Origin of the sequence: Micromonospora sp. DT43, assembly GCF_049841645.1 — a bacterium.
In the GTDB taxonomy this organism is placed as follows: Bacteria; Actinomycetota; Actinomycetes; order Mycobacteriales; family Micromonosporaceae; genus Micromonospora.
In genome coordinates, this window is the sequence record NZ_JBNCKR010000001.1 from 437698 (window position 1) to 456527 (window position 18830).

Here is an 18830-nt window from a genome sequence, read left to right on the forward strand (position 1 = left end):
GCCTGGGGGTTGGGGTTAGGGGGTTGGGGTTGGGGGTTCGCCGGAATCCAGGACTGCCTGGGTCCAGCCGCCTTCGATGACGCCCGTGGCGTTCAGGACGGCCCAGTCGACGACGTCGGTCGCCTCCACCACCACGGGGGCGCCGATTCGTACGCTGGGGTCGGTGTTGGCGTCGCTGGCGCTGACGCCGACGATCCGCTCCGGGGTCTCCCACGTGGTCACGCCCGCCCAGACGTACTCCGGGCCGTCGTCGCCCGGCAGGCCGTACTTGACCACCAACTGCGACTCCACCGGCAGCTGGCCGGCGACGAAGCGCGCCCGCGCGTCGTCCAGGGCGGCGCGGGCGGTGGCGACCGCACGGCTCATCGCGTCACCGGAGCGGGCGTAGCGCACGTCCGGCTGTATGCCGGAGAACAGCGTCGCGCAGGCGGCGGCGTAGTAGCGCCCGTCCGGACCGGGATGCCCGGCCGGCGGACGCAGGCTCAGGAACGAGTCGGCGTCCGGGTCGGTCGCCGGGTCCAGCTCCAGGCGCAGCAGCACCGGGGCCGTCGCGCCGTGCTGCTCCGGATTGCCGTACGCCACCGCGATGTCGTGCCCGGTCACCGTGGCCAGCACCGGCAGTTGCACGAACGCCGGCACCTCCTCGCCGGTGAGCCCGTCGGTCCAGTCCCGCAGCAGTCGTCGCGCCGCCCCGGTCATCACCGCGCCCCAGGCACGGGTCAGATGGTCTGGCACCCCCTGGGTCTGCAACTCCAGCAGACCGAAGCGCCGCAGACCCTTCGTGGTGAACCACAGCCCCTCGGTGTCCGAGGAGTACGGCACCAGCACCCAGTCGACGAGCCGGATCCGGCCCTGCTCGTCGGGGAGCGAACGCAGGGCGGTCGCCGGGTCGAGGAACTGCAGACCGAAGACGTCCACCACGTCGCCGTCGGCGGACTCGGCCACCGCAGCCGCCACCGCCCGGGCCGCCCACTCGTGCGCCGGCGGCCAGCCGGGCCGGTACTCGGCCTGCACCACCACCAGGTGTGTCGCCGCGGCCAGCCGGGCCAACTGTGCCTCGGTGGCGCCGAACGCGGTGAGCAGATCCGGTGGCAGCGCGGGAAACTCGCTGATCGGCCGGGTGTCCACGCTCATCAGCGGGCTGTCCAGCATCTGCCGGGCGAGCCCGTGCACCGGCTCGGCCAGCCGGCCGGTGAGCGCCGCCACCGCCGTCTTCGCGCTGACCTTCGGCAGCCCCGCCATCGGCACCAGGTAGGTCGCGCTGAGCGACTCCGGCACCGGTACGGGCAGGAAGTCGTCAGTGATGAGCATGTGGGTTCCCCCGGTGGCCGCGCCGGTGCTGTCGAGCCGAACGCTACCTGGCCCGCCGCGCCGGCTTCAGGCGGACAGCACCACACCCAGGTAGACGAGCGTGGTGACCACCTCGACTGTCGCGCCGAGCACGTCGCCGGTGATCCCGCCGAGGCGGCGTACCACGTGGGTCAGCAGCGCCACCGCGACGGCGAGCGCGGCGGCGACGGCGAGCGGCCCCTGCCACGGGCGGCCCGGCACCGCGGGCACCGCCAGCAGCGCGACGGCGACCGCCCCGACGGTCACGGCCACCGGGCCGACCGTGCCGGCCACCATCGCCCCGAGCCCGTCCGGCCGGGCCGCGGGCACGCCCCGCCGGCACGCCACCGTCACGCCCAGCCGGCCGGCCGCGGTGGCCGCGACCACCGCCGCCAGGCAGGCGGGCCAGGACCGACCTGCCAGCTCGGCGAGCGCCGCCGCCTGCACCAGGACGACAACCACCAGGGCGACGACGCCGAACGGCCCGACGTCCGGCTTCTTCATGATCTCCAGGGCCGCAGCGCCCCGCCGGTACGACCCGAGCGCGTCCACCGTGTCGGCCAGCCCGTCGAGGTGCAGCCCTCGGGTCAGCAGGGCGGCGGCGCCCACTGTCACGCCGGCGGCGACGAGCGGGGGAGCGAGCGTGCCGGTCAGCAGCAGGACGCCACCCAGCAGCGCGCCCAGCAGCGCTCCGACGGCCGGGGCGAGCGCCATCGCGGTACCCGCCACCGGGCGGTCGATCCGGCCGGCGCGTACCGGCAACGTGCTGAAGGTGGTGATCGCCAGCCGGGCGCCGGCGACGAACCGCGACTCAGCCGGCACGCCAGCCCGACGCCGGCTGTTCGTCCGTCTCCGTGCGGGTGGGGCCCGGTCCGGCCGGCTCCGGCTCGGTGAACTCCGGGTCGGTGTAGTCGGGCCCGGTGTAGGCCGGCCGGGCGTAGTCGGGTTCGCTGTCGTCGGGCTCGGCGTACTCCGGGTCGGTCTGCGGCTCGTCGGCCCGGTCCGCGTCGCCGGCCAGCGACGGGTGGACCGGCAGCGCGGCGGCCAGCGCCAGCACCGAGCGCAGCAGCGGCAGCGCGACAAGCGCGTTGGCGCCCTCGCCGAGGTCCAGGCGCAGGTCGAGCAGGGGCGTGAGGCCGAGCACGTCGGCGGCCAGCCGCACCGCGGGGTGCCCGCCGTGGTCGGCCAGCAGGCACCAGTGCCGGGCCTGCCCGGCGAGGTCACGGCTGACCATCCCGGCGGCCAGCCCGACCGGCCCGTCCAGCAGCACCGGCACCCGGCGGGCCGTCGCGCCGAGCAGCACGCCGGTGGCCACCGCCACATCGCCGCCGCCCAGTTCGGCAAGCACGTCCTTCGCGGCGCGCGGCGAGCGGCGGGTGCGGTGCAGCGCGTCGCGTACCGCCGCGCAGCGGACCATCCAGGCCGCGTCGTCGATCTCACCGGAATCGGTGATCACCCGGCCCAGCACCGCCGGTGGTTCCGCACCGGCCGTGGCCGCCAGCACCGCCGCCGCTGCCGCCTCGGTGCCGGCGCCGCACGCCCCCAGCACCAGCAGTTGTACGCCCGCGTCGGCCGCCTGCTCGGCCAGCCGCCACCCGTAGCGCAGCGCCGACTCGACCTGCTCGCCGGCGAGCGCCGGCTGGGTCTCCATCGGCGCGGAGACGGGGGTGTCCACCACCTGCAGGCTCGCGCCGCTCTCGGCGGCCAACCGGGCCAGCGCGCCCCGCCCGGCGCGCGCCTGGGCGGCCCGACGTGCCGACTCGCCCGCGACGGTGCCGGCCGACGCGCCACCGGCGTGGTCGCCGTTGAGCAGCAGCACCCGCACCGAACCCCAGGCGACAGGCGTCGAGGTGCCCTGGGTGGCGGCGGCGAAGCCGACCACCCGGTCCAGAACACCCAGCCCGGCACCCGGTACGTCCAACGTGGCCAGCCGATCCACCGCCTGCGGTCCGGCGTAGTCGTCGGGCATCGGCAGCTCCATGCCGGGCTGGATGACCAGCCCGGTGGCCACCATCGGCAGCGCCATGGTCGGCGCGGCCCAGGGGTTGCCGGGCTCCTGGTTCGGAGCGACAGGCGGGGTGTGGGTCAGCACGTCGGGGAGCTGCACCTCGGGCGTGGGCTCGCCGTCGAGCAGGCTCGTGCCGGCCCGGTGCGTGCCTGCCCGGCTCGCGTCGGTCCGGCTGGCGTCCTGGGCGGTGGCCTGGCTCGTGCTCGGCGGCACGGACCGCGCCGACGCGCTCACGGTCGGGGCGGCGGCGAGGGCGGCGGTGGGCTTCAGCCAGGCCGGCTGACCGGCGACCACAAGCACCACGGCGTCGCAGGCGTCGGCGACCGCGCGGTTGGCCGCGCCGAGCGCGTCGGTGAACGCCCGGCCCAGCGGGGTGGTGGGCACCAGCGACAGCCCCACCTCCGGGCTCACCACCACCACCCGCGCCGAGCAGGTGCGGATCGCCTCGGCCAGCTCGGCGATCGTCGCCACGTCGTCGGCGGGCTGGTGCTCCGGGTCAAGCAGCACAGTCACCCAGCCGCCCAGGTCGTCCACGAGGAGTGTCTCGTTGGGCTCGGCGGACTCCAGCACGTCCGCCAGCCGGCGCGGCTCTCCGGCGGTCTCCTCGGTGGTCCAGCTGCCCGGTCGTCGGGAGCGGTGCGTCGCCAGCCGGCTCGCCCACTCGGTGTCCTCCGGGTCGCCCTCGGGTGCCGTGGCGACGTAACGGACCACCGGCGCGTCGGCCACCAGGGACTCGGCGAACTCGGACTTGCCGGACCGGATACCGCCGAGCACCAGGACCGTGTTCCACCCGTCAACGGACATGTCCGTACCTTAGTTCGCATCCTTCGGGGTTGGGCACGTCGCCCCAGCCCCGACGGAGATCGGGAGTCCGATCCGCGTCCCTTGCGGTCAAGCGTCCGCTTCCCCGCGATCGCTGGCAATCGTGGACAGTTCCCGTCAGCGACGAACTGTGCCGTCCCGAGCAGGCTGTAAAAGCCCGGCGTGACGTGAGTTGATCAACCCGTGGGTTGCCGCGGGGGCGAGCGAGCGGCCGTTGCGCGCCGGGCCGACTACGCTGGCGGGGGTTCGTCCCACGGGGACTTCAGCGGCGAGGGGAGACGCGGCATGGCGTGGAGCTGGCGGTACGAGGGCACGGACGGTCAGACGGTCGAGGGCCCGGCGGAGTCGTTCGGCAGCCAGGCCGACGCCGAATCCTGGATCGGTCAGACCTGGCGTGAGCTCGCGGCGTCCGGCGTCACCTCGGTCGCACTCGTCGAGGACGACCGGGTGGAGTACCGGATGAGCCTGCTGCCCACGGCCGAGTGATGGCGTACGACCGGCCGGGTGCCGACGGGCTGGTGCTCGGCGTGCCCAAGGCGGCGTTCCGGCCCAGCCCGGTCTTCCTCGGCCTGGTCGCGCTCTTCGCGGTCAGCGGGGTGCTGGCCTGGAACGGCTACGGCAGCGTCCGCTTCGACGTGTTCCTGTTCGTGGTCTCCGGCTGGCTGGTGTCGCTCTGCCTGCACGAGTACGCCCACGCGGTGGTCGCCTACCGCGCCGGCGACCGGGACATCGCCCACCGCGGTTACCTGACGCTCAACCCGTTCAAGTACACCCACCCGCTGCTGTCGATCGTGTTGCCGGTGGTGGTGGTGCTGCTCGGCGGCATCGGCCTGCCCGGCGGCGCGGTGTGGGTGGACCGGCACGCCATTCCGGGGCGGCTGCGGCACACCCTGGTCAGCCTCGCCGGCCCGGCGACGAACGTGCTGTTCACGTTGCTGCTCGTGGCGGCGGTGCGACTCGGCACGTCCTCGGGCGGCCCGGTGGAGTTCTGGGCCGGGGTGGCGCTGCTGGCGTTCCTCCAGCTCACCGCCAGCGTGCTCAATCTGCTGCCGGTGCCCGGCCTGGACGGCGGCAACATGATCCAGCCGTGGCTCAACCCGCAGTGGCGCAGGATGTACGACCTGTTCGCCCCGTACGGCTTTCTTCTGCTCTTCGCGCTGCTGTGGAACCCGCGCATCGGCGGCTGGTTCTTCGACGCGGTCTTCGCCGTCGGTGACCTGCTCGGCCTGCCGTCGTGGCTGTACGCCGCAGGCCTGGACCTGATCCGCTTCTGGCGGAGCTGACCAGGCTGAGCTGTCCGGTCCGGCCGACGCGAGACCCCTCGCGCCGGCCGGACCGGAGCCGCGTCAGGGACGCTCGGCGGGGGACTCGGTCTTCGCCGGGTCCCGCTCGGTGACCGGCTCGACGATCTCGTCGATGGCCTTGAGCAGCTCGGCGTCGAGCTTCACCCCGGCCGCCTTCACGTTGTCGTGCACCTGCTCGGGGCGGGACGCGCCGATGATCGCCGACGACACGTTCGGGTTCTGCAGGACCCACGCCACGGCCAGCTGGGCCATGCTCAGCCCGGCCTGCTCAGCGAGCGGCTTGAGCTGCTGCACCCGGGTCAGCACGTCGTCGTTCATGAACCGGGAGATGAAGTTCGCGCCCGACTTCTCGTCGGTGGCGCGGGAACCGGCCGGCGGCGGCTGACCCGGCAGGTACTTGCCGGAGAGCACGCCCTGGGCCATCGGCGACCAGACGATCTGGCCGATGCCCAGCTCCTCGCTGGCCGGCACGACCTCGGTCTCGATGACCCGCCACAGCATCGAATACTGCGGCTGGTTGGAGACCAGCGGGACGTGCAGCTCACGGGCGAGCGGGTGGGCGGCCCGCAGCTGCTCGGCGGTCCACTCGGAGACGCCGATGTAGTGCGCCTTGCCGGAGTGCACGACGTCGGCGAACGCCTCCATCGTCTCCTCCAGCGGCGTGCTGTAGTCGTACCGGTGGGCCTGGTAGAGGTCCACGTAGTCGGTGCGCAGCCGGCGCAGGGAGCCGTTGATCGACTCCATGATGTGCTTGCGGGACAGGCCGCGGTCGTTGCGACCCGGCCCGGTGGGCCAGTAGACCTTGGTGAAGATCTCCAGGCCCTCGCGACGCTCGTTCTGCAGCGCCCGGCCGAGCACGTCCTCGGCCCGGGTGCCGGCGTACACGTCGGCGGTGTCGAAGGTGGTGATCCCCGCGTCGAGGGCGGCCCGGACGCAGGCGTTCGCGGCGTCCTCCTCGACCTGTGAACCGTGGGTGATCCAGTTGCCGTACGAGATCTCGCTGACCATCAGGCCGGAACGGCCCAGGTGTCGGAATTCCATGCCACGACCCTAACTCCGGTGGATCACGATCGCCGAGCGGCGACTCAGAGCACCGGGTTGGCGTCGGTCAACAGCCTGTCGATCTCCTCCAACACCGCCGCGCGATCGAGGTGCACCGGGTCGATCAGCGGCTCTCCCCGCCGGTCCAGCGCGCCCCACCGACCGCCGCCGCTGGTCACGAGGAACGCCACCGGGTGGATGACCACCGTCGGGTACGACGGCGGCACCAGCACCGCGCCGGTGCGGTCCACCACACCGCGCCGGCCGGCCACGTCGACGACCACGAGACCCTCGTCGGTGAAGCCGTCGACAGGCCCTCCCTCGGTCAGCTCGGTGACGAAGCCGTGGTAGCGGGTCGGCACAACGATCCGCCCCGTCCGGTCGACCGCCCCCCACCCCTCACGCTTCACCGCGGCCAGCCCTCGGCGGAACGGCCGTACATCGGCGAAGTTGGGCGGCACCTGCACCGCGCCGGTCGGGTCGATCGCCGTCCACCCGCCGTCGGTGACCACCCAGGCCAGGCCGTCGCTGAACGGGCGGACCGCCCGGTACGAGGGCGGGATCACAGTCGTACCCAGCAGGTTGATCAACGACCACCGGTCGGTGTCCGGCCGCCGGACCCAGGCCAGCCCGTCGTGGAACGGCTGCGCCTCGGCGTACCGGGCGGGAATGACCAGCTCGCCGGCCTGGTCGGTGTAACCCCACAGCGGTCCGTCCCGGTCCGGCTGCGGGGGTCGGTCACGGTCGAGCACCTCGTCCCGACCCCGGGGGTACGGCCCGAAGCCCTCCGCCGAAGCCCGCGCGGTCACCGCGTCGAGCGCCACCCGGACCCGGTCCAGCAACTCGGCGTCGCCGGCCCCGCGCAGGTCGAGTGCCCGCTCGAAGTGGTGACAGGCCTCCATCAGCCGGCCCTGGTCATAGCAGCACCGCCCGGCGTGCTCGTGCAGGGCGGCCCGCAGCCGATCGGGCAGCTCGATCGAGTTCGCCTCGGCGAAGAGCTGGTCGGCCTCGGCGTAGTCGCCCCGCCAGCGCAGGACGTGGGCCAGCCGGGCCTGGGCCAGCGCGGTCCGGCGCAGCTCACCGGTGGCCTCCGCGTAGGTGAGGGCGAGCCGTCCGTCGGCCAACGCGTCGTCGAGTTCGCCGAGGATCCGCGAGGCGACCGCGCGCAGGCTGAGCAGCCGCGCCCGAGCCCGGTTGTCGACTGCCGAGCCCAGCTTCTCGGTCAGCCGCCGCCGGATGGCCCGCATGGCGTCCGGCTCCGTCAACTCCTCGCGCAGGGTGACCGGGTCCAGCCGCCAGCGGTACGCGGCCAGCACCTGCTCCGGGTCGCCCTGATCGGCCAGCGAGGGACGAGGCGTCTGGGATGCCGTGGCGGGCGGTGCCGACACCGGCGCGTCCTGGTCCGACGATCCGCTGCGCGGCGCGGGAATGGCAGCGAGCGGTACGGCGGGGGCGGCCGCCGGGGACGTGGCGGGCGGCCCGGAGACGGGTGTCTGTGTGGCGGGTGGCGCGGAGACGGGCGCCGCGGGGGCGGGTGTCTGTGTGGCGGATGGCGCGGAGACGGGCGCCGCCGCGGTGGGCCGTTCCGCTGCGGGCTCTGGCGGCGTGCCCGTCGCCTCGGTCGCCGGGCCGGAATCGGCCAGGCCGGCATCCGTGTCCGGACTGGCGGTCGGCGGGTACTCGCTACTCGACGCGGGCGGCGCCGACATCGGTCGGTCCGACGGCTCGTCGTCGGGGAGGCCGTCCCGCGACGCGTCGGTGGATGTGTCGGCGGTCGGCGCGCTGGTCGGGCCACTGACCTCGTGGACGTCGTCGGGGGCGAGTCCGCTGTGGTGCCCCGGCGTCTCGGCGTGCGGCTCGTCACCGAGCGGACGGTGGATCTCGGCCGATGCCGGCTCGACGGTTGGCGCGGCGTCGTCGACCAGGTCGTCCAACCAGACGCGTGGAGCACCGGAGACCTGCTCCGATTCGTCGGTCGGGGTCATCTCGGCGGCGGCCTCCGCGTGGGTGACGAGGTCGTCGACGACGGGACGACGCTCACCGTTTGCCACCTCCACAGGCGTGGCGGAGGCCGGTGGTGCCGAGATCGGTGGTGCGAAGGCGGGTGGTGCGAAGGCGGGTGGTGCCGAGACGGGCCAGGCCGAGTCGGTCCGCGCGGAGACGGGTGGCGCCGAGACTGGTGGCGCCGAGACTGGTGGCGCCGAGACTGGTGGCGCCGAGACGGGCCACGCCGAGTGGGGCGGTGCCGAGACCGGCGGCGCGGAGACAGGCGGTGCTGACACTGGCCGGATCGGTGGCGGGGAGGCCGGTTCGGCGGGTGGTCCGGAGACCGGTGTCCCGGCGGTTTCGACGGCCGGGTCGGGTCGCCGGTCGGTTGGGGGGTCGCCGACCGGTTGGCTGGACGCCACCGGACTGTCGTGCTCGTCCTCGGCGTGTGGCGGCGAGTCGGCCGAGCCGTCGCCGGGCGTCCAGTTCTCGGGCGTCCCGGCGGCGGTGGTGGTCGCGGTGCCTTCGGTCGGCAGCCGGTCGGCTGGCGTCTCGTCCTGGTCGGACTCGGTCGGCTGGGCGGCGGGGCTGAACCAGGCTTCCGGCCCCCGCGCCGACGCCTCCGCTGCCTCCGGAGCGCTGGGTACGGGCGCCTCCGAGGGCGCCGGGGGCACGTAGCGACGCGGCACACCCGGGGCGATCGGAAGCGCCGGCTCGGGTTCCGGCGCGGGCGCCGAGGACGTCGGCGTCCCGGGGATGGCGGGCTGTTCCGGCCGCTGCCAGGCCGGCGGCGGCGCGACCGGCGGGCGGTCGTCCGGAGTCGGTGCGGGGCGCGTAGCGGGCGTGGGGTGCGTGGGCCGGCCCTGCGGGACAGAAGTGCCCGAGGCCGCCGGGTGCCGCTGCTCGGCCGCCGGTTCGTCGTCCCGCCGCCGGTCGGGCGAGCCGTTGCCGACATCCGGCCCGGGATAGCGCGGTGGCGCGGACCGGGCGTCGACAGTCGAAGCCGGTTCGGTGGGTGTGCGGTGCTCGGGCCGCTGCGGCGGCTCCGGCCGCTCGTCCGACGCCGGGGGATCCACCGGGGCGGGCAGGAACTCCAGCCGCAGCCGGGCGGCCGGTGGACCGGAGACGGGGACCTCCGCGGGGGAGACCGGTGCGGCCGACACCGGCCGCTCGTACTCCGGGCGAGCGGATGATGTGGACGGCTGTCGCCCCTGGTCCGACGGGGCGGGGGAGACAGGTGCGGCGGACACCGGCCGGTCTCGCCCGGGTGCTGCGGGCGACACCTGTCGCTCCGGCGACATCGGTCGAACCGGAGCCGCCCGGCCGGCGCCCGGCGCGGCCGGGGAGACGGGGGTGGGCGGGATCGGCGCCGCCCGGCCGGCGCCCGGCGCGGCCGGGGAGACGGGAGTGGCCCGGTCCGAGGTGGGCGATGTCGTCGCGGCGGGACGCGCGGTCCGCTCGTCGTGTCGGGGTGGCTCAGCCGGTGGCCGTTCGGGTCGGGCGGCCGGCCGCGACGGCACGCCCGGCTCGGCGCGGTGCGGCTCGGGTCGGTAGCCCGGCTCGCGGGTGCGGTCCGGGTGTACCGGTCCGGGCGCCGGCCAGGGTAGGCCGCCAGCCGACCGGGGGTCAGGCTGTGACCGGGGCTCGCGGTAGGGCTCTTCGCGGTAGGGCTCCGGCCGGGCTGTCTCGCGCGGGCGACGGTCCGGGTACGCCTCGGTGCGGGCTGCCGCCTCGCGGGGTTGGTGTCGGCGCGGCTCGACATCGGGGCGGCGGCGCTCGTCGTCACGGCGAGGCTGCTCCGGTGCCTCCGGTTCGGGGCGTCGCCGCCGTCCGCCCTCGGACGTCGACGGTGGGCCGAATGCCTCGTCCGGCCGGCGCTGACGGTCGGTGGGCGCACCGGGGCCAGCCTCCACGCGGGACCGACCGTCGGCAACGCCCCGCTCCGAGCGGCGGGCGTCGTCGGGGAGCCGTTCCGAGCGGCGGGCGTCGTCGGGTAGGCGTTCGGCGTGGCCGTCCGCCCGGTAGCGGGAGCGACTGTCCACGGGCGCCCACTGGCCGGCCCCCTCGGCGGCCCAGCCGTCGGTCGTGCGGCCGTCGTGGCCCCTGACCGGTCGTGCGCCGTACCCGTCGCCGGGGTGCCGCTCGTGAGTGGCGGCCGGCCGCTCCGACGTGCCGCGTCGGCGCGGCGTCTCGTCCGGCTCGGGCACCCAGCCGGAATCACCGCGCGGTGCGGGAGAGACGGGCGGTGATTCCGGGTACGCCCGGTCCCGGTCGGCCGGCTCGTGTCGGGACGTGCGGCCGTCGTACCGCTCGGAAGTGGGCTGCTCGCGGTGCCAGGCGGCCTCCCGGGCCGGTCCCCGGTCGTCGCCGGGGCGCCGCTCGGACCAGGCGGTCCTCGGGTCCGACTCGGGAGAGCGGCGCTCCTCCCGTCGGGGCGGCTCCGGGAGCGGGCGGCGGTACGGCTCATGGTCGTAGTGCGGGGTCTCGGGCCGCCCGTGGTGCGCCATGTCGACCGGGCGCTCGTCGCCGTGTGGCCAGCCGTAGGCCGAGGTCTCGGCGGGTCCGCCGTCCGCCCCCCAACGGCCGTGGGACGCCAACTCGTCGTCCGCTCCCCAACGGCCGTCGCGGGCCGGGTCGGCCGAAGGCTCGTCGGCCCAGGAGCGCCCGAGGTAGGTGCCGTCCGGTCGGGTGGGCGCGAGCGGCGGCACCTCGGTACGACCGACGACGCTCGCTCGTCCGCGCGGCGGCGGTGGGGGCTGGTGGGTGACGCCGATGTCGCCGGGGTAGCGCTGGCCGGGGAACTGGGGGTGCCACTCGGTGGTCGGCTCGACCACCCAGGACGGCTCGTTCGGGTCCCGCCACCGGTCGGTGTAGCGGCCGTTCATCCGCCGAGCCCGTCGCCACACCCGGCCGCGTGGCCGCTCCCCGTCGACGGTGCGGTGTCCGCGGTCGTACCCCGCTGACCGATGGGCGTCCGGTCGCCGCCTGCCACGCCCCGGTGGCCGGCTCGCGTCCGCTCGCTCACGGCGTTGTCACCTCGTTGCACATTGTCGCGCTGGGGCCTCGCGTGCCGGTCGGGTCGCCCGTTCCGGCAGGGCGTGGCTGCGGATGGAGGGTAACGGCGCGGGCTCGTTCACCGCCACTGTGGCACCGCCCACGGGTGCAAACGTTATCCGATGGTTCCGGACATTTAGGTCGATAACCCAATCTGATCTTCGACGATACCCCACCCGACACCGCGACGGGCCGGAGCCTCGGGTCAGGGATGCTCCATGACGAGGACGGCGAAGGTGCCGGGGACCAGCGCCTCGTACCGGTGCGGTGTGTCGCCGGGAAACGTCGCGTAGTCACCCGGACCGAGATCCACGGTGCCCCCCTCGGGGCCGAGGCGCAGCCGTCCGGCGGCCACCACCACGTGCTCGATGCTGCGGGGGGTGTGCCCGTCCGCCTCCCGGACCGCGCCCGGCTCCAACTCGATCAGGTACACGTCCCGCCGCAGGTGCGCCGTGCCGGCGCTGAGCAGCGTCCCGGTGAAGTCGGCCTGCTCGGAACGAACCCGGGGCCCCTCCCCGGCGCGGATCACCCGGATGTCGATGTCGGCCGGCTCCACGAGCCTGCTGAACGGTACGCCCAGCGCCACGCCGAGCGCCCAGAGAGTCTCGACGCTCGGGTTGCCCGTCCCCGATTCCAGGTGGGAGAGCGTCGACTCGGCCACCCCCGCCCGACGAGCCAGCTCGCTCAGCGAGACACCGACGCGCTCCCGTTCGCGGCGCAGGGCGGCGGCGATGTTGGCCAACGGGGCAGCCGGTTCTCCAGGCATGCGTGTTCGCTCCATTGGATCAACGTTCGCGGTGACGAACAACGGGCGACCTGTTCACCGTGATGAACTACGCGCACGGTACAACGAACAGTCGCTGCCCGGACGCTTCCCGCTGTGCTTTGCCCCCAACGCGGCCGGAGCCGCCACGCTCGGGAGGCCGGGGTCAGACCTTGTCGCCGAGCTTCACCTGCGGGGCCGGAGCGCGCATCCGCCGGAAGGTGATCGACCGCATCACGGCGTAGAGGTAGAGCGAACCCATCCGCTGGTCGGACTTCGGGAAGCGTTCCCGGACCAGCTTGCCGATCTTGCGGCAGATGAGCAGCGAGTCGACGACCACACCCAGGGCCAGCGCGCCCCAGAGCACGTTGGAGATCAGCCGGACCACCGGCGGCATCGCCGCGTTCGAGCCGATCAGCACGATCAACGCGCCGCCGAAGAACCAGGTGCCGACGGTACGACGGGAGTCGACCACGTTGCGCGCCAGCAGCCGCTCCGGGCCCCGGTCGCGGGGGCCACCCTCGCGGCGGAACTCGGCAGCGGCCTCGGTACGCAGTTGGCGCCGCCGCTCCCGCTCCTCCTCCTTGGTGAGGGGGCGGGTGGGCCCGGCCGGGCGACGGCCGACTGTGGGTCGCTTCGGCGTCTCCCGACCCTTGGCCGGGGTGTAACCCCGGGGACGGTCAGCGGTCTCCTCGGGGGTCACCGAGGAGACGGCCTCGTCGACGAGGTCGGTGGACTTGCGGCGAAAGAGCGACGGCACGCGGCAAGGGTAGCCAACGGTTCGCGCACGCCGCACATCGCGGTACAGCGGCCGACGGCTCCAGACCGCAGCGCGCGATCTGGAGCCGTCGGAGCCGAACGATGGTGAGACGGGTTACGGGCGCTCGGCGTGCGCGCCGAGGTCGGCGAGCTTCGCCTCGAAGTCCTCGTAGCCCCGGTTGATCAGGTCGACGCCGTACACCCGGGAGGTGCCCTCGGCCGCGAGCGCCGCGATCAGGTGGCTGAAACCGGCCCGAAGGTCGGGGATGACCAGGTCGGCGGCGTGCAGCTTGCTCGGCCCGGCGATCACGGCCGAGTGCTTGAAGTTGCGCCGGCCGAAGCGGCACGGGGTGCCGCCGAGGCAGTCCCGGTAGACCTGGATGTTGGCGCCCATCGAGTTCAGCGCCTCGGTGTAGCCCAGCCGCTGCTCGTAGACCGTCTCGTGCACGATCGACAGGCCGCGGGCCTGGGTCAGCGCCACGACCAGCGGCTGCTGCCAGTCGGTCATGAAGCCGGGGTGGACGTCCGTCTCCAGCGCCACCGCGTTCAGCTCGCCGCCGGGGTGCCAGAAGCGGATGCCGCCCTCCTGGCCCGGGTCGCCAAGCTTCGGCGGCCGGGTGTCGGTGACCTCGTACTCGCCGCCGACGGACCGGAAGATGTTCAGGAAGGTCATCATGTCGGCCTGCTGCGCGCCGAGCACCTCGACGTGGCCACGGGTGGCCAGCGCGGCCGCGGCCCAGCTGGCGGCCTCGATCCGGTCCGGGATCGGCCGGTGAGTGTACCCATGCAGCTTCGGCACGCCCTGGATCTCGATCACCCGGTCGGTGTGGACCTTGATGATCGCGCCCATCTTCTGCAGGATGCAGATCAGGTCGATGATCTCCGGCTCCACCGCGGCGTTGCGCAGCTCGGTGACGCCCTCGGCCATCACCGCGGTCAGCAGCACCTGCTCGGTGGCGCCGACGCTCGGGTACGGCAGGGCGAACTTGGTGCCGTGCAGCCCGTTCGGCGCGGACAGGTGCAGGCCCTCAGGCCGCTTGTCGACGGTGGCGCCGAACTCCCGCAGTGCCTGCAGGTGGAAGTCGATCGGGCGCGGGCCGATGTGGCAGCCGCCCAGATCCGGGATGAACGCGTGCCCGAGCCGGTGCAGCAGCGGCCCGCAGAACAGGATCGGGATCCGGCTCGAACCGGCGTGCACATTGATCTGGTCGGTGCTGGCGCTCTCCACGTTCGCCGGGTCGAAGACGAGCTCGCCGTCCTCGGCGCCGTCGGTCACCTTGACGCCGTGCAGACCGAGCAGACCCCGGACCACCTCGACGTCGCGGATCTTCGGCACGTCGAACAGCCGGCTCGGGCTGTCGCCCAGCAGTGCGGCGACCATCGCCTTCGAAACCAGGTTCTTCGCGCCGCGCACGCGGATCCGCCCTTCGAGCGGAGTCCCTCCGTGCACGACCAGGACGTCGTCGGTCAACGCAACCTCCAGCGCTTCGGTGCTGCTGTGTTGATGGTGGGGAGCGTGAACTCTGTCGCTACCCCGGATGCGGCCATATCGAAACGGCCCGCTTGCGTCCTCGCCCCGGCAGCATAGCCCTCGGTGACGAAGATGGACTCGGTCACACGGGCGTGTGTGGCATTAATCGGTGATCCGGCACTTTTGTGTGCCAGGAGCGTCACGGATCGTGATCACGCGCCGGGCAGGGCGAGCATCTGGTCCAGCGCCACCCGGGCGTGGTGCGCGGTGTCGGCGTCCACCGTGATCTGGTTGACGACCCGGCCCGCGACCAGCTCCTCCAGGGCCCAGACCAGGTGCGGCAGGTCGATCCGGTTCATGGTCGAGCAGTAGCAGACGGCCTTGTCGAGGAACATGATCTGCTTGTCCGGGTGGGCCAGCGCGAGCCGGCGGACCAGGTTCAGCTCGGTGCCCAGCGCCCACGCCGAACCGGCCGGAGCGGCCTCGACGGCCTTGATGATGTATTCGGTGGAGCCCACGTAGTCGGCAGCGGTGACCACCTCGTGCCGGCACTCCGGGTGGACAAGCACGTTGACCCCGGGCACCCGCTCGCGGACGTCGTTGACGCTGTCGAGGGTGAACCGGCCGTGCACCGAGCAGTGCCCCCGCCACAGGATCATCTTGGCGTCGCGCAGCTGCTCCGGCGTGAGCCCGCCACCGGGCTTGTGCGGGTCGTAGAGGACGCAGTCGTCAAGCGACAGGCCCATCTCCAGCACCGCCGTGTTGCGGCCCAGGTGCTGGTCCGGCAGGAAGAGCACCTTCGAGCCCTGCTCGAACGCCCAGTCCAGGGCGCGCTTGGCGTTGGACGAGGTGCAGACCACGCCGCCGTTGCGGCCGACGAAGCCCTTGATGTCGGCCGACGAGTTCATGTACGTCACCGGCACGGTCTCGCCGGCGATGCCCAGCTCGGTGAGCGTGTCCCAGGCGGTCTCGACCTGGCCCAGGACGGCCATGTCCGCCATCGAGCAGCCGGCCGCCAGGTCAGGGAGGATCACCCGCTGGGCGTCTGTGGTGAGGATGTCCGCGCTCTCGGCCATGAAGTGCACGCCGCAGAAGACGATGTACTCGGCGTCCGGGCGGGCCGCGGCCTCGCGGGCCAGCTTGAACGAGTCGCCTGTCACGTCCGCGAACTGGATCACCTCGTCGCGCTGGTAGTGGTGCCCCAGCACGAAGACCTTGCTGCCCAGCTTCGCCTTCGCCGCCGTGGCCCGGGCCACCAGATCCGGGTCGCTGGGCGCCGGCAGGTCGCCCGGACACTCGACGCCGCGCTCGGTGTCGGGGTCGCTGCCCCGGCCGAGCAGCAGCAGAGCCGTCGCCGTGTTGGAGGGTTCCACCCAGGTCGAAGTCACGTAGCCCATGGTCCCACAGCGCGAGCGCGCCGCAGCTCCGCTCGGTGTGGGCTGCCACACTGCTCGGCATGCGCGTGCTGCTCTGCCCGGACAAGTTCGCCGGCACCCTGCCCGCACCGGAGGTCGCCGCCGCGGTCGCGGACGGATGGCGCAGCGTCGCCGACGGTGACGACCTGCTGATCCGGCCGCTCGCCGACGGCGGGCCGGGCTTCGTGGACGTGCTCGCCGACGCGCTCGGCGGTCGGCGGGTGCCGGTGTCGACCGTCGATCCGCTGGGCCGGCCGGCGGCCGGTGAGATACTCCTCACCACCGACGGCACGACCGCCTACCTGGAGAGCGCGCAGGCGTGCGGGCTGCACCTGCTGGCCGCCGCCGAGCGGGATCCGAAGGTCACCACGTCGTACGGGCTGGGTCTGCTGGTGGCCGCCGCGGTGGAGAGCGGTGCCCGGACGGTGGTGATCGGGCTGGGCGGCTCCGCCACCAACGACTGTGGCGCCGGCATGCTCACCGCGCTGGGCGCGACAGCGCTCGACGCAACAGGCGCGGCGCTGCCGTACGGCGGGGCGGCGTTGGCAGTGGTCGACGCCCTCGACGGCGCTCCCCGGCTGCGCGGCGCCCGGCTGGTCGCCGCCACCGACGTGGACAACCCGCTGCTCGGCCTGCACGGGGCGAGCAACGTGTTCGGCCCGCAGAAGGGCGCCGACCGTGCCGACGTGCTGCTGCTCGACGCGGCTCTGGAGCGCTTCGCGGCGGTGCTGGAGCGGGATCTTCCCGGCTGCCCGGCGGGGCTCGGCGCGCTACCCGGCGGTGGGGCCGCCGGCGGCCTCGGCGCGGCAGTCCTCGCGCTCGGCGGCGCCTGCGAGTCGGGCATCGGTCTCGTCACCCGGGCCACCCGGCTGGAGGCCGCGCTCGACACCGCCGACCTGGTGATCACGGGGGAGGGGTCCTTCGACCACCAGTCGCTGCGCGGCAAGGTCGTCGCCGGGGTGGCCGGGGCCGCCCGGGACAGGGGGGTGCCCTGCGTGGTGGTGGCCGGCCAGGTCAGCACCGGCCGACGGGAGGCCGCCTCGGCGGGGGTGACCGACGCGTACAGCCTTGTCGAGCACTTCGGTGGGGAGCAGGCCGGCGGGCTCGACGCGGCGCTGAGCCGGCCGGCGGACGGGCTGCGCGAGCTGGGCGCCCGACTGGCCCGGCAGTGGAGCCGCTGAGGCGTCCGACGGCGCGTGACCGGGGCCTACCTGCGGCGGCGATCACGCCACGCGGGTGGGCGCGGCCGGGGCGGCGTACGATCGGAACCGGACCACAACCGGGAATCACTGGACGGCGCGCGGCGTTGGCCAGTGCGTCCGGACCCAAAACCGCGCAGGGAGACTTCCACGTGACCACGCCAGCGCAGACCGAGTCGACCGAGGCCCAGGCCCCTACTTCCGTCGTCCTCACCGACGTCGCGGCGCAGAAGGTCAAGGCCCTGATCGAGCAGGAGGGCCGCGACGACCTGCGGCTCCGCGTCGCGGTGCAGCCGGGTGGCTGCTCCGGCCTGCGGTACCAGCTCTTCTTCGACGAGCGTTCGCTCGACGGTGACGTCGTCACCGACTTCGGTGGCGTCGAGGTCGTCGTCGACCGGATGAGCGCCCCCTACCTGTCCGGCGCGACGATCGACTTCGCCGACCGGATCGACGCCCAGGGCTTCACCATCGACAACCCCAACGCAGGCAACTCCTGCGCCTGCGGCGACTCGTTCAACTGAGTCACCCACGCACCAGCACGGCGGGGCCGTCCTTCGGGGCGGCCCCGCCGTTTTCGTGTCGGTGGGAGCGGTCCCCCGGCGGGCATGGCCGGTCGGTTGCCATTGCCCGACCGACCGGTCACGTCACGGTTGCCGGGCCGGTAGGCTGACCGCGCCCTGCTCCCGACCCCGAGGGTTGACATGAAGATCGCCGTGACCGGCTCGATCGCCACCGATCACCTGATGAGTTTCCCGGGTCGCTTCGCCGACCAGCTCATCGCCGATCAGCTGCACAAGGTTTCCCTCTCCTTCCTGGTGGACGACCTGGTGCTCCGCCGTGGCGGGGTCGCGGCGAACATTTCCTTCGGCATGGGCCAGCTCGGGCTGCGCCCGGTGCTGCTCGGGGCGGTGGGGGCCGACTTCGCCGACTACCGCTCCTGGCTGGAGCGGCACGGTGTGGACTGCGACTCCGTGCACATCAGTGAGGTGGCGCACACGGCCCGGTTCGTCTGCACCACAGACACCGACATGTGCCAGATCGCGTCGTTCTACGCGGGGGCGATGAGCGAGGCCCGCAACATCGAGCTCGCCCCGGTCGCCGACCGGCTCGGCGGTCTGGACCTGGTGCTTGTCAGCGCCAATGACCCGGAGGCGATGCTGCGGCACTCGGCCGAATGCCGCACCCGTGGGTACGCCTTCGCCGCCGACCCCTCCCAGCAGCTCGCCCGGATGCCCGGCGAGGACGTGGTGGCGCTGATCGAAGGCGCCGAGTACCTGATGACGAACGACTACGAGAAGTCGCTGCTGCAGAGCAAGGCGAAGCTCAGCGACGACCAGCTTCTGGACCTGGTCAAGGTGCGCGTCACCACGCTGGGCAAGGACGGGGTGGAGATCGCCGGCCGGGGCATCGACCCGATCCACGTGCCGATCGCGCGGGAGATCCGGGCCGTCGACCCGACCGGTGTGGGCGACGGCTTCCGGGCCGGCTTCTTCACGGCGCTCTCCTGGGGCGTCGGCCTGGAGCGCGCCGCCCAGGTCGGCTCGCTGCTTGCCACGCTCGTCCTGGAGACGGTCGGCACCCAGGAGTACGACGTCCGCCGCGACCTGTTCGTCAAGCGCCTCGCCGAGTCCTACGGCGACACGGCCGCCGAGGAGATCCGCCCGCACCTCCTGCCGTAA

Annotated in this window: 14 protein-coding genes; 5 read left to right on the plus strand and 9 right to left on the minus strand. The window is 73.7% G+C overall.

Translation table 11 applies throughout. From position 1 onward, the window contains the following. Positions 1–15: 15 nt before the first annotated feature. The 3 genes from ACLQ26_RS02060 to ACLQ26_RS02070 form a co-directional block, all read right to left on the minus strand. Positions 16–1311 (minus strand): DUF2314 domain-containing protein, encoded by a 1296-nt coding sequence (locus tag ACLQ26_RS02060; protein ID WP_425742841.1) that lies wholly within the window; start codon positions 1309–1311, stop codon positions 16–18. A gap of 66 nt (positions 1312–1377) precedes the next feature. Then, complete coding sequence (cobS, locus tag ACLQ26_RS02065) at positions 1378–2151, minus strand: adenosylcobinamide-GDP ribazoletransferase (protein WP_425742842.1); 774 nt, start codon at positions 2149–2151, stop codon at positions 1378–1380. Then, positions 2141–4141 carry a bifunctional adenosylcobinamide kinase/adenosylcobinamide-phosphate guanylyltransferase gene (locus ACLQ26_RS02070; protein ID WP_425742843.1) on the minus strand — a complete coding sequence of 667 codons (2001 nt, stop codon included), beginning with the start codon at positions 4139–4141 and terminating at the stop codon, positions 2141–2143. The genes cobS and ACLQ26_RS02070 overlap by 11 nt, the downstream gene beginning before the upstream one ends. Positions 4142–4444: 303 nt before the next feature. On the opposite strand from ACLQ26_RS02070, the gene ACLQ26_RS02075 reads away from it, so the two are divergent. Next, positions 4445–4645 carry a hypothetical protein gene (locus ACLQ26_RS02075; RefSeq protein ID WP_030337978.1) on the plus strand — a complete coding sequence of 67 codons (201 nt, stop codon included), beginning with the start codon at positions 4445–4447 and terminating at the stop codon, positions 4643–4645. Further along, the gene (locus ACLQ26_RS02080; RefSeq protein WP_425742844.1) at positions 4645–5442 is read left to right on the plus strand and encodes a site-2 protease family protein; all 798 of its coding nucleotides are present in this window, start codon (positions 4645–4647) and stop codon (positions 5440–5442) included. The genes ACLQ26_RS02075 and ACLQ26_RS02080 overlap by 1 nt, the downstream gene beginning before the upstream one ends. Before the next feature lie 63 nt (positions 5443–5505). On the opposite strand, the gene ACLQ26_RS02085 is transcribed toward ACLQ26_RS02080, so the two are convergent. The 6 genes from ACLQ26_RS02085 to nadA form a co-directional block, all read right to left on the minus strand. Beyond that, positions 5506–6504, minus strand: a complete 999-nt coding sequence (locus tag ACLQ26_RS02085; protein ID WP_007463224.1) for an aldo/keto reductase family protein — start codon at positions 6502–6504, stop codon at positions 5506–5508. Positions 6505–6548: 44 nt separating this feature from the next. Next, positions 6549–11375 (minus strand): WG repeat-containing protein, encoded by a 4827-nt coding sequence (locus ACLQ26_RS02090; RefSeq protein WP_425742845.1) that lies wholly within the window; start codon positions 11373–11375, stop codon positions 6549–6551. Positions 11376–11749: 374 nt separating this feature from the next. Next, the gene (locus ACLQ26_RS02095; protein WP_425742846.1) at positions 11750–12310 is read right to left on the minus strand and encodes a helix-turn-helix domain-containing protein; all 561 of its coding nucleotides are present in this window, start codon (positions 12308–12310) and stop codon (positions 11750–11752) included. A gap of 163 nt (positions 12311–12473) precedes the next feature. Next, positions 12474–13067, minus strand: coding sequence for a DUF3043 domain-containing protein (locus ACLQ26_RS02100; protein WP_425742847.1), 594 nt, complete (start codon positions 13065–13067; stop codon positions 12474–12476). 114 nt (positions 13068–13181) lie between these two features. Then, the gene (gene murA / locus ACLQ26_RS02105) at positions 13182–14537 is read right to left on the minus strand and encodes a UDP-N-acetylglucosamine 1-carboxyvinyltransferase (protein ID WP_007463216.1); all 1356 of its coding nucleotides are present in this window, start codon (positions 14535–14537) and stop codon (positions 13182–13184) included. A 212-nt stretch (positions 14538–14749) separates the two neighbouring features. Further along, positions 14750–15925: a quinolinate synthase NadA gene (gene nadA / locus ACLQ26_RS02110; protein ID WP_425742848.1), complete on the minus strand. Its 1176-nt coding sequence runs from the start codon at positions 15923–15925 to the stop codon at positions 14750–14752. A gap of 68 nt (positions 15926–15993) precedes the next feature. On the opposite strand from nadA, the gene ACLQ26_RS02115 reads away from it, so the two are divergent. The 3 genes from ACLQ26_RS02115 (at position 15994) to ACLQ26_RS02125 (ending at position 18830) form a co-directional block, all read left to right on the plus strand. Then, a complete protein-coding gene (locus tag ACLQ26_RS02115; RefSeq protein ID WP_425742849.1) occupies positions 15994–17133 on the plus strand; it encodes a glycerate kinase in 1140 nt (379 codons plus the stop codon). A gap of 170 nt (positions 17134–17303) precedes the next feature. After that, positions 17304–17672, plus strand: coding sequence for an iron-sulfur cluster insertion protein ErpA (gene erpA, locus ACLQ26_RS02120; protein ID WP_007463211.1), 369 nt, complete (start codon positions 17304–17306; stop codon positions 17670–17672). A gap of 180 nt (positions 17673–17852) precedes the next feature. Continuing rightward, positions 17853–18830, plus strand: coding sequence for a carbohydrate kinase family protein (locus tag ACLQ26_RS02125; RefSeq protein ID WP_425742850.1), 978 nt, complete (start codon positions 17853–17855; stop codon positions 18828–18830).

Coding starts and splice junctions, on each gene's coding strand:
- ACLQ26_RS02060 (WP_425742841.1), bottom strand. CDS start 1,311: ATGCTCATCACTGACGACTTCCTGCCCGTACCGGTGCCGGAGTCGCTC.
- ACLQ26_RS02070 (WP_425742843.1), bottom strand. CDS start 4,141: ATGTCCGTTGACGGGTGGAACACGGTCCTGGTGCTCGGCGGTATCCGG.
- ACLQ26_RS02075 (WP_030337978.1), top strand. CDS start 4,445: ATGGCGTGGAGCTGGCGGTACGAGGGCACGGACGGTCAGACGGTCGAG.
- ACLQ26_RS02080 (WP_425742844.1), top strand. CDS start 4,645: ATGGCGTACGACCGGCCGGGTGCCGACGGGCTGGTGCTCGGCGTGCCC.
- ACLQ26_RS02085 (WP_007463224.1), bottom strand. CDS start 6,504: ATGGAATTCCGACACCTGGGCCGTTCCGGCCTGATGGTCAGCGAGATC.
- ACLQ26_RS02090 (WP_425742845.1), bottom strand. CDS start 11,375: ATGAACGGCCGCTACACCGACCGGTGGCGGGACCCGAACGAGCCGTCC.
- ACLQ26_RS02095 (WP_425742846.1), bottom strand. CDS start 12,310: ATGCCTGGAGAACCGGCTGCCCCGTTGGCCAACATCGCCGCCGCCCTG.
- ACLQ26_RS02115 (WP_425742849.1), top strand. CDS start 15,994: ATGCGCGTGCTGCTCTGCCCGGACAAGTTCGCCGGCACCCTGCCCGCA.
- ACLQ26_RS02125 (WP_425742850.1), top strand. CDS start 17,853: ATGAAGATCGCCGTGACCGGCTCGATCGCCACCGATCACCTGATGAGT.